The 15093-nt window shown below is 43.6% G+C and carries 11 protein-coding genes; 1 reads left to right on the plus strand and 10 read right to left on the minus strand.

What is annotated here, in order from left to right; all coding sequences use genetic code 11:
- Window position 1: 1 nt before the first annotated feature.
- From OCU60_RS14890 to OCU60_RS14910, 5 genes are all read right to left on the minus strand, one after another.
- A complete protein-coding gene (locus OCU60_RS14890; protein ID WP_049845552.1) occupies window positions 2-1660 on the minus strand; it encodes an AAA family ATPase in 1659 nt (552 codons plus the stop codon).
- Window positions 1660-3744, minus strand: coding sequence for a DDE-type integrase/transposase/recombinase (locus OCU60_RS14895; protein WP_074375066.1), 2085 nt, complete (start codon window positions 3742-3744; stop codon window positions 1660-1662). The genes OCU60_RS14890 and OCU60_RS14895 overlap by 1 nt, the downstream gene beginning before the upstream one ends.
- Complete coding sequence (locus tag OCU60_RS14900) at window positions 3731-4561, minus strand: heteromeric transposase endonuclease subunit TnsA (RefSeq protein WP_074375065.1); 831 nt, start codon at window positions 4559-4561, stop codon at window positions 3731-3733. The genes OCU60_RS14895 and OCU60_RS14900 overlap by 14 nt, the downstream gene beginning before the upstream one ends.
- 139 nt (window positions 4562-4700) lie before the next feature.
- Window positions 4701-6533: a glutamine--fructose-6-phosphate transaminase (isomerizing) gene (glmS, locus tag OCU60_RS14905; RefSeq protein WP_074375064.1), complete on the minus strand. Its 1833-nt coding sequence runs from the start codon at window positions 6531-6533 to the stop codon at window positions 4701-4703.
- Between the two features lie 82 nt (window positions 6534-6615).
- Entirely contained in the window at window positions 6616-7386 is a 771-nt protein-coding gene (locus OCU60_RS14910) for a DeoR/GlpR family DNA-binding transcription regulator (RefSeq protein WP_074375063.1), read from the minus strand.
- Between the two features lie 439 nt (window positions 7387-7825).
- Here OCU60_RS14910 and pykF point away from each other — a divergent pair, with 439 nt between their 5' ends.
- Window positions 7826-9238 carry a pyruvate kinase PykF gene (pykF, locus tag OCU60_RS14915; protein WP_074375062.1) on the plus strand — a complete coding sequence of 471 codons (1413 nt, stop codon included), beginning with the start codon at window positions 7826-7828 and terminating at the stop codon, window positions 9236-9238.
- Window positions 9239-9354: 116 nt separating this feature from the next.
- On the opposite strand, the gene OCU60_RS14920 is transcribed toward pykF, so the two are convergent.
- The 5 genes from OCU60_RS14920 to epd form a co-directional block, all read right to left on the minus strand.
- Entirely contained in the window at window positions 9355-10035 is a 681-nt protein-coding gene (locus OCU60_RS14920) for an oxidative stress defense protein (RefSeq protein ID WP_074375069.1), read from the minus strand.
- A gap of 343 nt (window positions 10036-10378) precedes the next feature.
- The gene (mscS, locus tag OCU60_RS14925; RefSeq protein WP_074375061.1) at window positions 10379-11254 is read right to left on the minus strand and encodes a small-conductance mechanosensitive channel MscS; all 876 of its coding nucleotides are present in this window, start codon (window positions 11252-11254) and stop codon (window positions 10379-10381) included.
- Window positions 11255-11403: 149 nt separating this feature from the next.
- Window positions 11404-12480: a class II fructose-bisphosphate aldolase gene (gene fbaA, locus OCU60_RS14930; RefSeq protein WP_074375060.1), complete on the minus strand. Its 1077-nt coding sequence runs from the start codon at window positions 12478-12480 to the stop codon at window positions 11404-11406.
- A 178-nt stretch (window positions 12481-12658) separates the two neighbouring features.
- Window positions 12659-13822: a phosphoglycerate kinase gene (locus OCU60_RS14935; RefSeq protein ID WP_074375059.1), complete on the minus strand. Its 1164-nt coding sequence runs from the start codon at window positions 13820-13822 to the stop codon at window positions 12659-12661.
- A 152-nt stretch (window positions 13823-13974) separates the two neighbouring features.
- Window positions 13975-15000 carry an erythrose-4-phosphate dehydrogenase gene (gene epd / locus OCU60_RS14940; RefSeq protein ID WP_074375058.1) on the minus strand — a complete coding sequence of 342 codons (1026 nt, stop codon included), beginning with the start codon at window positions 14998-15000 and terminating at the stop codon, window positions 13975-13977.
- Between the last annotated feature and the right edge of the window lie 93 nt (window positions 15001-15093).

Consider the following 15093-nt stretch of genomic DNA (forward strand, 5'->3'; position numbering starts at 1 on the left):
ATTAAACCGCCTTTTCTAGTAATGACTGAATGTCTAGAATCAGACCCGAATTTGACATTGCGGTGTACACTTCGCTATCAGAATCAGATTGAGAGTGAACAAACCTCAAATCCTCACTATCAAGGGTATGCCATTGCGCCTGTTTAATTGAGGAGGCCCTCTTGCCTTTACTTGGCTTAGGCTCTTTTTTAGATAGTAACTGTTCAGGGTTAGTGAGTTGCTCATGTACCAGTGGCAGTAAGCTGACCCATGTCAAATCTGGATTCAGGTCAAACAGCTGTCGTATTACAGGAGCTAAAAGTGTTGAGTCAAACTCGTCTTTTAGGGCCATATATACACGTCGCTCTTCATCGGTTCTGAGCTGTTGATATGCAAACTCCTCTGGTGTCTGCTTAACAGTTGTTGCTACCTGTTTTTGTAACTCAAGTAACCTTTTATCAGTATTGCTTAGTTTAAGATCTGAAAACTTAATCATTTCTTCAACATCACCTGAGCGAAGCGCTGCTAGCATTGGATGAACAGGTTTTAATTCATCCTCATAAACTTGTTGCATTAATTTAGGTGTGATCCTTTCTACTTTTGTCGCTATTGCTCTCAACTGACACAAGACATATAGCTTAACCACAATATCTAGAACACCTTGGCTCAGGTCATACCATAGAGAACGAATGTCATCCGACAGCACCTCATCACGTTTTTGTAGCCATTGAAGAGTCCATAACTTATCCGTGAGCGCTTTCCATTCTCTTCCTTCTTCCATTGGATCCCAAAAAATCGCTCCAAGACCAGAGCCTCGCCTTGCAGATCTCATATCAGCCTCAAATATCTCACGAGCTCGTGGTGTCCCGACCAAAATCACAGGAAGACCAATGGTATTTACTAACGTCACAAAGAAATTGAGCATTTTCTCAGAGCCACCAGAGCGAGAACGACTAAGGTGCTGTATTTCATCAATAATAAGAACACCTACTGCGTGAGCATTTGCAACCTGAGCCATTGCTGCTAAAAGTGTTTCAATACTCGGTCTTTTGCTCATCGAGTATTGTCTTTCGTAATTTGATGTGCCTAACGCTCTATCCATCGCACGAAAAAAGTTCAAGCACAGCTCTTTAAGTGATCCATCATGGGAGCAGTCAATTTTTAGATAGACGACTTGCTCAAGGTTTCTGTCAGGGTGGTAAATAACTTGAGGGTATAACGACAAAAGCTGCTTGATCGCTGTTGTTTTGCCATTACCGCTACATCCAATCAATGTCATACTTTGGGCTGTAGAACTAACTTCCGTGAACTTTATCGCCTTTAAATCACCAGTTAATACACGTTCGTAACCATTTTGTATATGTCTTGCCCAATCACCTGTTTCGGGGTTTCTTCCAACATAACCACGCCGTATCATCAGTGACAGTCGTTCGTGCAACTGTATGTGCTGACTGAGGGGTTGAAAAAAATCATCAATAACACGACAGATACTATGCGCTCTTTCAATACCATTTCGATGGATATCTTCTGCGGTACACCTCAACGAGCCCTTTAGAGCACTCGAGTCGTCCAAGAAACTATTTATTGGTGGTAGTGCCTCTATCAGCGGGTTACCTCGATAAGCTGAGAGTGTTGCACCTTGATAGACTGCAACTACACGATGATCTTGATTTCTCTTCATCAGCTATCACCCTCATCATCAAAGAGCTCCGGTATGAAGTCAGGCAGTTGATAACTTTCCTCCTCTCCATGTATAGGTATAACCGGTGCAACTTCTTCTTGTTTTGCCCTCGCGGGCTGTATTGCTAGTTCCTTTCTCTCTTGCTCTCGCGCATTCCGTTTATTGCCTTTGATGTCATTTATCTTTTGCGCGTTGCTCAATGTACTGGTTTTACGATTTTTTGTAGCTTTCTTCAGTTTCTTTTCAAGAAGATCATCAAAATCTCGTTCTACGGGTGCAAATTGATACTTAGCTTCAGCTAAAATCTGCTTTTGATCTGCTTGACGCTCCCATACTTGATACCAAGTTAGATCACGGAACTCTCTACTTCGACTAGAAAGATCACAAACCCAAAATGTATTTTTTCCTTCTTCAGGAAACAGATATATGTGATTAGCAGAACCAAGCTCATAGGCTGCAAATAGTTTTTTAGGTCTAGACACTTCCGAAGAACGGTGCATCCAACCTGTCTGAATAATTTCTTTTCCTGTGTAGGTTAATCCCCATAACTTTATGCCCAATTCAGATACAGTGACTTTTTGACGAGGTAACAGCAGTATTTTTGCAATATCCGTATCAATAGCTCGTAAACGCCCAGTACGATTCTGTAGGCCCCACCTCCAAAGCTCAATAGGGATCGATGGAAGGCTTTCTGGCATATCAGGAGCACGATCGTACTTATCCAATGGCTTGTTTAAGTTGTGAGCAAGTATTGAATAGAGCAGTATTTCAATAAAGTCTGATCTCGCCACAGCAGCTTCAACTCTATAGTCTCTTTCACCATGCTTCTTAACCTTGTTACCAGTTACGACACCTGGCATATAGGGCTTGAACTTAGCCTGCAATGTACCAAATGATCTCTCGACAATGCCTTTAGCATCGCCTCTTCGAGGTGGAGCACTTTCAAGGCGAACACCAATAGCATCAACCAAATAATTTGCTTGATGGCTCATCAATTCGCCACGATCAGCCAGCAACACATCGGGAATGCCTATGCATGGCCACTGTTCTTCTGAAATATTGATACCATATTTTGCGCAAGTTTCTATTTTGCTGCTAAAGCTGCATATCAGTGCTTTCATTGCAACGGGGAAAGATGGGTTATCGAAACCAATATAAAACCCTGCAACCATACGGCTAAAAACATCAATGACCATATAAATCGTCGGCCGACCGATAACCTTGTCTGCATCGTCATCATCGACCAAGTAAATATCTGCAATGGTGGCATCAATCTCATATCGACTCCCTGGGCCTAAAGCTTGCTCGGTTGCAGTTCCATGTAGTGGCCTAACATCTTTATTGTAATTGCCTTGAGGTGTTTGAACGGTAAGCTTTGTGACATTGCTATACTCGGTTTTGTAGAAGTATCTAAATTGGCGGAGTGTTGGAATTTCATGCTCTTCAACACCTGGGTTCTTTAACTTATATGCTTTTGAAAACTTTCTATGTGCATAAGCAACGGAGTTCCCTTTATCATTCATCAAATATTTATCACAAATAATTCGGAACTGTTTTCTGATTTCTTCAGTGACTTGTTTGCCATCACCGACACCGTAAACCCTAGACTTACCAGCTTTATTTGTTGTGAAGTTTCTTCTCTTTCCGGCAGCGCCTGAGTTTTTGTAGTCTGGTATTAGGGCATTTTTTATTTGTCCACGCTGCCAATATCTCCGAACTAAACGATAGATGGTCGATTTGGTTTTATTTGAATTGGCAACCGCATGACTAACCCTTTTTGCTCGAACCCTTTTGTCAAATGCTCCTTCACCATCTACGATAGGCTTAATCAAATCAAAGTCGTTCTGCCTTTTCTGATATGCATTTGACTCTTTGGTCCAAGACTCTCCTTGAAGGTATGAATAAGGGTCCGGAATTTTTTCTATACGCCCTTCATCAACCCAGTTACGGCATTCATCAAAATAGACTCTTTCCGGTAAACCTTTATCCTCATCAATAGCAATCCAATAGAAGTAATTTGTCTCGGTAAAAAGCACGCGGTAAGCCTTACCGTCAAACGCTAGAGTTTCGTTAACTGGCCACATTACGATGCCCCCCGAACAAAGAAACGCTTCTAAACGCAATTTCTTTCGCTTTCAAACGATGAAATGGTAAACGAATATCGAACGTTATAAGCCTTGCTGCACACATTAAACGAATATCATAAAGCGACTGACCAAGATCTTGCTGGTATGCCATGTCATACTCTTTACACAGATCAACGACTTTTCTTTCTGGGTGTTGAACAAAATAAGCACTGATATGCCCAAAAGTAAGCGATAGCTCATCCGTTATTACTTCATCAAAGTACCCCTTAACCCCGTATAACCACTCAATATTCGATACGACTGTTTTGTCTATCTCTTTATCTGTTACGAGGAACCAGGGGATTCTTTTTAGCTGCCAATAACGGCGTTCTATTTCTAGCTTCTCAATAGTTCTCGGATCTTTTAAGTCTTTGGAATATTTTGCTTGAATAGCGAACTTGGGCTGAGTTTTAGAAGCGGTGCTAACCAAAAAGTCAGAGGACATGACAAGATTTACCCCTCCTTGCGAAGGGTGCCAAAGTTGACCGTCCTTGGAAATATTGAGAGTGTCATCTCTGTTGAGTGGAAACTGCTCACGAATGTCTGTTACGGCAGGGTTATGGTCTAGAAGGAGAAAGACTGCGAACTCAAGATCCGATAGTACATGATGAATCCGCCCCGTTAGGTGAGAGTAAACTCTCTGAGATCGACCTTCTGAAGGAACCTCATTGACATACAGCCACGGCTTATAGCCAGAAAGCCTTCCTGCACCTCGGCCTTCACTTATCCGCTTGATGATCTGCTTTTCAGTTAAAACGTACTTTGATTTTGCCATAACAAAAACCCGGTCAACTTTTAATCAGTTTAACCGGGTTTAAAAAGTTTTCAACTTTAGTGGTACAGTTTCAAACTTTAATGTCACAGTTCCAAACTTTAATGTCTACCGACATGGGACTTTATTCCTCTCCTACACCTTACTCAACGGTCACCGCTTTTGCTAAGTTACGCGGCTGATCAACGTCGGTGCCTTTAATCAGGGCGACGTGATAAGACAGAAGCTGCATTGGCACCGTGTAGAATATCGGGGCAGTGACTTCATGGACGTGTGGCATCTTGATGATTTTCATGCCTTCACTCTCTTCGAAACCGGCTTTCTCGTCAGCGAAAACATAAAGTAATCCGCCACGAGCACGAACTTCTTCAACATTCGATTTCAGCTTTTCCAACAGGTCGTTATTCGGTGCAATCACAACCACTGGCATATCGGCATCGATCAATGCCAGCGGGCCATGTTTTAACTCTCCGGCAGCATAAGCTTCCGCATGAATATAAGAGATTTCTTTAAGCTTTAATGCAGCTTCCATGGCAATCGGATAATACTCGCCGCGTCCTAAGAATAGGGTGTGATTCTTATCCGCAAAATCTTCCGCCAGTGCTTCAATCGCCTTATCAAAGGCTAAAGCACTTTCAATCTGGACCGGTAATTCGTGGATTGCTTGCACAATATCGGCTTCTTTGTCAGCATCGATATGGCCTTTCTGACGTCCCAGTCCGACAACCAACATCAGCATCGCTGTCAACTGAGTAGTGAAGGCTTTGGTCGATGCCACACCGATTTCAGTGCCGGCACGCGTCATAAATGCAAAATCGGATTCACGAACCAAAGAAGAGCCGGACACATTACAAATCGTCATTGCAGCCATATAGCCTTTTTCTTTTGCGATACGTAAGGCAGCTAAAGTATCCGCGGTTTCACCAGACTGAGATAAAGTGATCAACAAACTGTTCGGCCGAACAACAAAGTTACGGTATCTGAACTCCGACGCAATTTCGACATCACAACTGACACCGGCCAATGACTCAAACCAATATCGGGCGGCCATACCAGAGTTATATGATGTGCCACAAGCAATGATCTGAACATGTTCGACTTTGCTCAAAATTTCTCTCGCATGACTGCCAATACTGTCGATGATGACAGAGTTATGCGTCACCCGCCCTTCCATTGTCTGTTTCAGAGCGTTCGGCTGTTCAAAAATTTCTTTTTGCATGAAGTGACGATATTGGCCTTTATCACCCGCATCATGTTCAGCACTCGACTCAATGATCTCACGTTCAACCGGATTGCCCTGTCCATCGAAAACGGTAACGCTTCTGCGAGTAATTTCAGCGACATCCCCTTCTTCAAGGTACATAAAGCGGCGCGTCACACTTAATAAAGCCAGTTGATCTGAAGCCAAGAAGTTTTCACCGACACCAAACCCAATCACAATCGGGCTCCCTGAGCGCGCAACAACCAAACGGCTTGGATCACGACGATCAAGCGCAACGGTGCCATAGGCACCTTCAAGCTGCGTGGCGGTTTTTTGCAGCGCTTCAACCAATGATTCACTTTGGCGCAATTCCCATTCGACTAAATGGGCAATGACTTCAGTATCGGTCTGAGACTCAAACACATACCCGCGGCTTTGAAGCAGTTCTCTCAGGGCCTCATGGTTTTCAATAATCCCATTGTGCACCACGGCAATATCACCGGAAGCATGGGGATGGGCATTGACTTCAGAAGGCTCACCATGCGTCGCCCAGCGTGTATGGGCAATACCGGTTCCACCGCTCACATTGGCAGCGTTGACGGCATCGGCCAACGCCTGCACTTTGCCAAGACGGCGAATCCGGGTGCAATGGTTGTCCGCATCAACAATCGCAACCCCTGCTGAATCATAACCACGGTATTCGAGACGACGTAACCCTTCGACTAATATTTCTGCAATATCACGCTGTGCCACAGCACCAACAATTCCACACATAATTTATAACTCCGCTTCAATCTCAATATGTTCAGCCCCGACAGGAGAGTCTTGATTCAGACACCTTTCCTATCCGACCCCTTTAATTGGTTTGACTTTGAATCACTCTCACTTGATTCGCTTCAATCATTGCCACTTGCTCATCAGTAATCTTGCTATCGGTAACCAGTACATCGATCTGCTCCCAACCCAGCTCCAGATTCGGGATTTTGCGGCCAATTTTGTCCGATTCAGCCATCACGACAACTTCCCGGGAAACTTCCGCCATCACTCGGCTCAGCCCAGTCAGTTCATTAAATGTCGTCGTTCCCCGTAACAAATCAATCCCGTCACATCCGATAAATAACTGATCAAAATCGTAAGAACGCAACACTGACTCGGCAACCTGCCCCTGAAAGGATTCAGAATGCGGGTCCCAAGTGCCTCCCGTCATTAATAATGTCGGTTCGTTTTCCAGTTCATGAAGGGCATTGGCAACCTGAAGCGTGTTCGTCATCACAACTAAGCCACGTTTTTCATTTAATTGTTGGATTAACGCTGTGGTTGTCCCTCCACTATCGATCACGATGCGGTGATGATCACGAATCAATTTTGCAGCTTCCTGAGCGAGCGATATCTTTTGAACCGAAACATTCTTATCAAATTCATCAGTAACAACCTCTTTCGGCAGAGCAATCGCACCGCCATAACGTCTGAGTAACAGTCCATTTTTTTCTAAAGAGGTGAGATCCTTACGAATCGTGACTTCTGAAGTATGAAATCGTTCAGAAAGTAGCTCAACGCTCACCTCCCCCATCTGATTGACGAGTTGAACGATTTCATGACGTCTGACTTGCGTGTTTCGTTTCAGCATAAATTTAAAAGCAACTAAGTTTCGGTATGAAATATATAATAGTCATTTCGAAACATTGTTGTCCATTTATTTCGATAATAAAAATTAATCTTTCATGCTAAAACATTGTTCTAAGACAATTCTTAGACCGTGATATTCCATTCATTCGGTGGTAGAATTCTGCTCGGCAAAAGTAAGAAAATTACAAAATTGAATGTATACTTACTGAAAAACCACCTCGCGATGGTGAAAATAACAGAGCCTTGCGCGGTTTTTACGCAAAACAAGCGGTTGTATATAGTTATAAAATAACCGTTTTGTTGAAAGAGTTTCAGCTTTAAAGTGTATTTGACAGAGAGAAACAATCCGGCACTTCAAGAGTAAAAGACAAGGGCCACTGACTACACTTTACGGCACTCATTATCTTTCAAATTGATACAATTATCGGAGAGTATTTTCCATGAAGAAGACCAAAATCGTTTGTACGATTGGCCCTAAAACTGAATCCGTAGAGAAGCTAACAGCACTTGTTAACGCAGGCATGAACGTCATGCGTCTCAACTTCTCTCACGGTGACTACGAAGAGCATGGAACTCGTATTGTGAACTTTCGTCAGGTGATGAAAAACCTTGGCAAAACATTGGCAATTCTACTGGATACCAAAGGACCGGAAATCCGTACAACGAAGCTAGAAAATGGTCAAGATGTCGATCTCGTCGCAGGACAAACGTTTACGTTTACGACAGATACAACCGTCATCGGTAACCAAGAACGAGCTGCTGTGACTTACTCAGGTTTTGCACAAGATTTAAGTGTGGGTAATACCATCCTGGTCGATGACGGCCTGCTCGAAATGAAAGTTCTCGAAAAAACAGAAACCGAAGTCACCTGTCAGGTACTCAACAATGGCGCTTTAGGTGAAAACAAAGGGGTTAATTTACCGGGTGTTTCAGTCAAACTGCCGGCTCTTTCAGACAAAGATAAATCTGATCTGAAATTCGGTTGTGAGCAAGGTGTTGATTTCGTTGCTGCTTCATTTATCCGTAAAGCAGACGATGTCCGTGAAATCCGTGAATACCTTGCAGCTCATGGCGGACAAGATATTCAGATCATTTCTAAAATTGAGAACCAAGAAGGTGTCGATAATTTCGATGATATTCTCGAACTTTCTGACGGTATCATGGTTGCACGTGGCGACTTGGGTGTTGAAATCCCAGCCGAAGAAGTCATTTTTGCTCAAAAAATGATGATCGAAAAATGTAACCGAGCCAGAAAAGTGGTTATCACTGCTACTCAAATGCTGGATTCAATGATTAAAAATCCACGTCCGACTCGTGCAGAAGCTGGCGACGTTGCAAACGCAATCATGGATGGGACGGATGCTGTCATGCTGTCCGGTGAAACTGCGAAAGGTAAATATCCGGTTGAAGCTGTACGTATTATGGCGCAGATTGCGACTCGGACAGACCTTGCACAGAAAGCGGAGCTTGGTTCTCGTCTAGACAGTCCTCGTCTGAGAATTACAGAAGCTGTATGTAAAGGTGCGGTTGATACCGCAGAAAAACTGACTGCACCACTGATCGTGGTTGCTACTGAAGGCGGTAAATCAGCGCGTTCTGTCAGAAAATACTTCCCGACAGCACACATCATCGCTTTGACGACGAACCAGAAAACTGCAGCGCAATTAGTCTTGACGAAAGGTGTAACACCGATTGTTGTTGACTCAATCGCGAGCACGGATGACTTCTATATCTCTGGTAAGAAATTAGCTCTAGAAACAGAGCTGGGTCGCAAAGGAGATATCGTGGTGATGGTTTCTGGTGCATTAGTTGCTTCAGGCACAACCAACACTGCATCGGTTCATGTACTGTAATCGGATATTCTGCTGAAAAGCAATCCGCTGAAAAGCAATCAACAAACGGGGCGCAGAAGCGCCCCGTTTTCTTTGACTTTCATCGAACTGACTAACCGAATGAATTTTATCGATAATTAATTTAATCGATAGAGCACATCAACGCTGTCACTGATCACTATCGTCTTGTCCTGATAGTCCTGAAAACCTTCTTTCTGGTTCATGGAAACAGCACGCATCATCATCGGTTCGGCTTGCTGGGAGTGGTAATCAACTTGCCACACCGGGCCGAGTGTACGTTTAAATCCTTTCGCAATCGAGAGTGCTTTGGTTGATGCATCCTGAATGGCTTTGTCTCTTGCCTGTGCCTGATACTTTTGATGATCTTTCACCTGCAGCTTTATCCGATCAACCCGGTTAATCCCGGATTCCAGCGCGGCATCCAGATATTTATTCAACTTATCCAGCTGTTCAACAGAGACGGTGATTCTGCGGCTTGCCCGATATCCGACTAGCTCAGGTTTTCCTTCGTCAGGATAATGATACTGGGGAGCAAGAGACAAATTAGAACTGGAAATTTGCTCAGCTTTCGCCCCCAATCCCTGTAATTGTTCTGAGAATTGACGCACAACCGAATCGACACGCTCTTTCGCCTGTTCAGCATTGAGTGTCGATTGCTCCACCTGAACAGAAAAGACCGCACTGTCCGGTACCACTGTGACTTCACCAAATCCGGTTACAGATATATGTGGGAAATTCACTTCCGCTGCATAACTGTGTAGACACAACACCATTAAACTCAGGATCATCAACCGCATCATCTTTACTCCCACATAAACATATTAAGGGTTATTGCCAAATCGCAGAATTCATACATTGAATCCTTATTTTGAAATCACTTCAGTATTCAATCATAAGATAGTTTGCTTGTAATTAGATCGGATTGTGGCAAAAATAACAAAACGCTAACAACAGGCTAAAATAGCCACAAACCATTCCGATAATTGAATAGATGGTGTCCCTTTTACGCTGAATTGAACAATACACTCAAGCATCACCCGCTGATTCACTGCCAGAAGAAAGAGTCACACCGAATGCGTCGATACCATATTTTAGTCATAAAAAAGCGGTGTATACGACACCGCTTCACTCAGGAAAGTATTAATCCGCTTGCTCAACTTTATTCAAATGAACACTCATTTGTGGGAATGGAATTTCAATACCATTCGCGTCAAGAGCTTCCTTAATATTCAGCATTAAATCGAAATAAACGGGCCAATAATCGGCAGTTTTCACCCAAGGACGAACGACAAAATTTACCGAAGAATCCGCTAAAGTATGAACACCGATGGTGATATCCAGATCTTTCAAAATCCGCTCATCACGTTCAACCGTTTCACGAAGAATTCGTTTGGTTTTCTGCAAATCAGCGGCATAGGAAACCCCGATCATCAGGTCAATTCTCCGCGTCGCATGGCGTGAATAATTGGTAATCGCCCCACCGATAACAGAAGAATTCGGGACAACAACCATTTTATTGTCCGGTGTTTTTAAAATCGTTTGAAAAATTTGAATACTTTCAACTGAGCCGGCGACACCAGCCACTTCAACATAGTCTCCGGATTTAAACGGGCGGAATGCAACAATCAAGATACCCGCGGCAAAGTTTGAGAGCGATCCTTGTAGCGCCAAACCGACCGCTAAACCCGCGGCACCAATGACGGCAACAACCGATGCGGTTTGTACTCCGATTCGTCCTAATGCAGCAATCAGAACGATCACAAATAATAGATAACGCACCAAACCATGAATGAATTCGACAACAGCCGGATCCATATCCTTTCTACGCAAGACCTTCGCGACACTACCGGCAATCACTTTGACGAAAATGTTCCCGAAGAACAAAATCAGAATCGCTGCGATAATATTTACGCCATACTGCAGTAAGATATCCGAATTATTTTCTAACCATCCATTTATCTGGGATAAACTATCAGACAAAGGTATTGCTCCATTCACGGGCGATTCTCCAGCCATTTGCATTCTCTCTTTTTATTATCAAACTCTTTATTTTTTATGATATCAACGAACAAACAAGTTATACCAACATCATCTGATTATATCAGCTATAAAAAAACCCGCTCATCAGAACGGGTTTTCTAACAATAATTTGATATAAACTCAAATTATAGTACGTCAATCGCATTCAAATCTGCAAATGCTTTTTCAAGACGAGCCACCATAGAGGCTTGACCGGCACGCAACCAAACACGTGGATCATAGTATTTCTTATTGGGTGCATCTTCGCCACTTGGGTTACCGATTTGGCCTTGCAGATAATCGTGGTTGTCAGCTTCATACTGACGGATACCATCCCATGTTGCCCACTGCGTATCAGTATCGATGTTCATTTTGATCACACCGTAGCCGATTGATTCTTGGATTTCTGCTTCGCTAGAACCAGAACCGCCATGGAAAACAAAGTTCAGCGAGTTTTCAGGCAGACCGAATTTCTCAGAAACATACGTCTGAGAATCACGTAGAATCGTCGGAGTCAGGACAACGTTACCTGGTTTGTAAACACCGTGGACGTTACCGAAAGAAGCTGCAATCGTGAAACGATGGCTGACTGCATTCAGTTTTTCGTATGCATAGGCAACATCTTCAGGAGAAGTGTACAGCTCAGAAGAATCCATCTCTGAGTTATCAACGCCATCTTCTTCACCGCCAGTACAACCCAATTCGATTTCAAGCGTCATGTTCATTTTTGCCATGCGCGCTAAGTACTTGGTACAAGTTTCGATGTTTTCTTCCAGCGTTTCTTCTGACAGATCAATCATGTGAGAAGAGAACAGAGGCTTACCTGTTTCAGCGAAGAATTTTTCACCGGCATCCAGCAGACCATCGATCCATGGCAGTAGTTTCTTCGCAGCATGGTCAGTATGCAGAATGACAGGAACACCATAAGCTTCAGCAACCGTATGGACATATTTTGCACCAGCAATCGCACCCAGAACCTGCGTTTGCTGACCTTCAAGTTTCAGACCTTTACCGGCAAAGAAACCTGCGCCACCGTTAGAGAACTGAACGATAACCGGAGACTTAACTTTTGCAGCGGCTTCAAGTACTGCGGTCACAGAATCAGTACCAACACAGTTAACTGCTGGTAATGCGAATTTATTTTCTTTCGCTACTTGAAAGACTTTCTGAACATCATCGCCAGAAATGACTCCTGGTTTTACAAAATCGAAGACCTTAGACATGGATTTGATCCTATTTTCTGTCGTTTAAAATAAAACAATTCAATAAATTTTTTACAAATATATGCTGTACATGCTTACCTATAATGGCAACTATTCTAGCAAATAACCATCGCTCTTGCACAATCGCTGCCGGAGGCAAACAGAAAGCGGGAGTTTTGTTCTCTCCCGCTTCATATCATTATGCCTTTGCGCGTGCTTCTAGCATTTCTACCGCAGGCAGAACCTTGCCTTCAACAAATTCAAGGAATGCGCCACCACCAGTCGAGATATATGATACATCGGCTTTAATTCCGAATTTATCGATTGCAGCAAGCGTATCACCGCCACCTGCAACAGAGAACCCTTCAGAATCAGCGATCGCTTGCGAGATGCCTTTCGTACCCGCTTCAAAGTTCTTGAATTCGAATACGCCGACAGGACCATTCCACAGGATTGTTTTTGCTTCTTTCAGAATTTTTGCCAGTGCCGCTGTTGAGTCAGGGCCTAAGTCGAAAATCATGTCATCATCTTGAACTTCAGAAACATCTTTGATTTCTGCTTCTGCATTTTCGTCAAATGCTTTTGCACAAGCGACATCGGTTGCAACCGGAATTGCACACTCGTCCATTAATTTTTTCGCAGTACCAACAAGGTCTGCTTCATAAAGTGACTTACCAACATTGTTGCCAGCTGCTGCAATGAAGGTATTCGCGATACCACCACCGACAACCAATTGGTCAGCAACTTTTGACAAAGATTCAAGCACTGTCAGTTTTGTGGAAACTTTTGAACCACCAACAATTGCAACCATCGGACGAGCTGGTTTGTCCATCGCTTTACCCAAAGCATCCAGTTCGTTTGCCAGCAAAGGACCAGCACACGCAATCGGTGCATGCATTCCCACACCGTGAGTCGATGCCTGAGCGCGGTGCGCGGTACCGAATGCATCCATCACAAATACATCACACAAAGATGCATATTGCTTAGACAGCGCTTCATCATTCTTCTTCTCGCCTTTGTTAAAGCGAACATTCTCAAGCACAACTAACTCACCGGCATTGAGTGTTAAGCCATTGAGGTAATCTTTGGCGAGCTTCACTTCACAATCCAGTGCATCTTGTAAGTAATTCACAACAGGTTGGAGTGAAAATTCTTCAGCGTATTCACCTTCAGTCGGACGGCCGAGGTGAGATGTCACCATGACTTTTGCGCCAGCCGCAAGACAGTGTTTAATCGTTGGCAGTGATGCCAGGATCCGTGCATCTGATGTTACTTTGCCATCCTTTACCGGCACATTCAGATCGGCACGAATAAATACGCGTTTACCTGCTAAATCCAGGTCAGTCATCTTGATTACAGACATGGTTGTCCCCTCAAATTGCAATATTGGAAAATATTTTGACAGTTCCGCAACCCTGCCGAACCATCGTTTATCTTGATATTGTATCCACCCGCAGAAGACTAGCTTATTTATTTCATTCTAAAAAATAAATACATCTTCGTTCTCGTAAACTTCTACTGTAGTGAATCCATTGCCAAAGCCGTATCCAACATACGGTTTGCAAAGCCCCATTCGTTATCGCACCAGACCAGCATTTTTACCAGACGTCCGTTACTAACTCTTGTTTGTGACCCATCAACGATGGCGCTATGCGCATCATGATTGAAATCGGTCGAAACAAGTGGCGCCTCAGTATAGTCAACAATGCCTCGTAATGTACACTGAGAAGCATCAATTATGGTTTGATTTACGTCATTAACTTTCACATTTGTATTAATTGTGACACTTAAGTCCATCGCGGTAACGTTGACCGTCGGCACCCGCACCGAAATTGCTTCAAATTTATTTAAAAATTTGGGGAAAATTCGCTCGATCCCTTTATGTAACTTAGTATCGACCGGGATAATCGACTGACTGGCCGCCCGGGTTCTACGCAGGTCATGATGATAAGCATCAATGACAGGCTGGTCGTTCATCGCAGAATGAATCGTGGTGATGGTGCCAGAATCAATCCCAAAATTTTCATCCAGTACCTTGATAATCGGTACAATACAGTTGGTCGTACATGAGCCATTCGAGACGAGACGATGCTCTGTTTTCAACGAATCGTGGTTGACTCCGTAAATAATCGTGTTGTCTAAATCATGCCCGCCGGGGTGTGAAAAAAGAACCTGCCGCGCCCCGGCTTCCAAATGGGCAAGACCATCATCCCGACTACCGAAAACACCGGTACAATCGAGCACGATATCAACGTCCAGATTACACCATGGCAGAAGTTTCGGCTCAGACAAATGAAGAATCCGGATCGCATCAGAACGACCATCGTCATGGCTGATATATAAATGTTCTTGATCGTAGCGAACCTTTTTAAAAAAACGGCCATGACTCGAATCATACTGGAGAAGATGAGCCATCGCGTCAGGTTGTGCCAATTCATTGACGGCCACTACTTCAATGTGCTGATTCTTGCCACTTTCATAGACAGCCCGCAAAATATTCCGGCCAATCCGGCCAAAACCATTGATGGCGATTCTTAGCATTCTTCTCTCACCTTCTTGTTCTTCTTTATTTTAAATTAGAGCGATGATAGTAGCGGATTGTATAAAAAAATAACATTGGTAATCGCCTTCTGT

The sequence above is a fragment of the Vibrio spartinae genome (assembly GCF_024347135.1).
GTDB lineage: Bacteria > Pseudomonadota > Gammaproteobacteria > Enterobacterales > Vibrionaceae > Vibrio > Vibrio spartinae.

Excerpts from the sequence above, each read along its gene's own strand:
- mscS (WP_074375061.1), bottom strand. The coding sequence starts at position 11,254 with ATGGCTGGAGAATCGCCCGTGAATGGAGCAATACCTTTGTCTGATAGT.
- OCU60_RS14935 (WP_074375059.1), bottom strand. The coding sequence starts at position 13,822 with ATGTCTGTAATCAAGATGACTGACCTGGATTTAGCAGGTAAACGCGTA.
- pykF (WP_074375062.1), top strand. The coding sequence starts at position 7,826 with ATGAAGAAGACCAAAATCGTTTGTACGATTGGCCCTAAAACTGAATCC.
- fbaA (WP_074375060.1), bottom strand. The coding sequence starts at position 12,480 with ATGTCTAAGGTCTTCGATTTTGTAAAACCAGGAGTCATTTCTGGCGAT.
- OCU60_RS14910 (WP_074375063.1), bottom strand. The coding sequence starts at position 7,386 with ATGCTGAAACGAAACACGCAAGTCAGACGTCATGAAATCGTTCAACTC.
- OCU60_RS14920 (WP_074375069.1), bottom strand. The coding sequence starts at position 10,035 with ATGCGGTTGATGATCCTGAGTTTAATGGTGTTGTGTCTACACAGTTAT.
- OCU60_RS14900 (WP_074375065.1), bottom strand. The coding sequence starts at position 4,561 with ATGGCAAAATCAAAGTACGTTTTAACTGAAAAGCAGATCATCAAGCGG.
- epd (WP_074375058.1), bottom strand. The coding sequence starts at position 15,000 with ATGCTAAGAATCGCCATCAATGGTTTTGGCCGGATTGGCCGGAATATT.
- OCU60_RS14890 (WP_049845552.1), bottom strand. The coding sequence starts at position 1,660 with ATGAAGAGAAATCAAGATCATCGTGTAGTTGCAGTCTATCAAGGTGCA.
- glmS (WP_074375064.1), bottom strand. The coding sequence starts at position 6,533 with ATGTGTGGAATTGTTGGTGCTGTGGCACAGCGTGATATTGCAGAAATA.
- OCU60_RS14895 (WP_074375066.1), bottom strand. The coding sequence starts at position 3,744 with ATGTGGCCAGTTAACGAAACTCTAGCGTTTGACGGTAAGGCTTACCGC.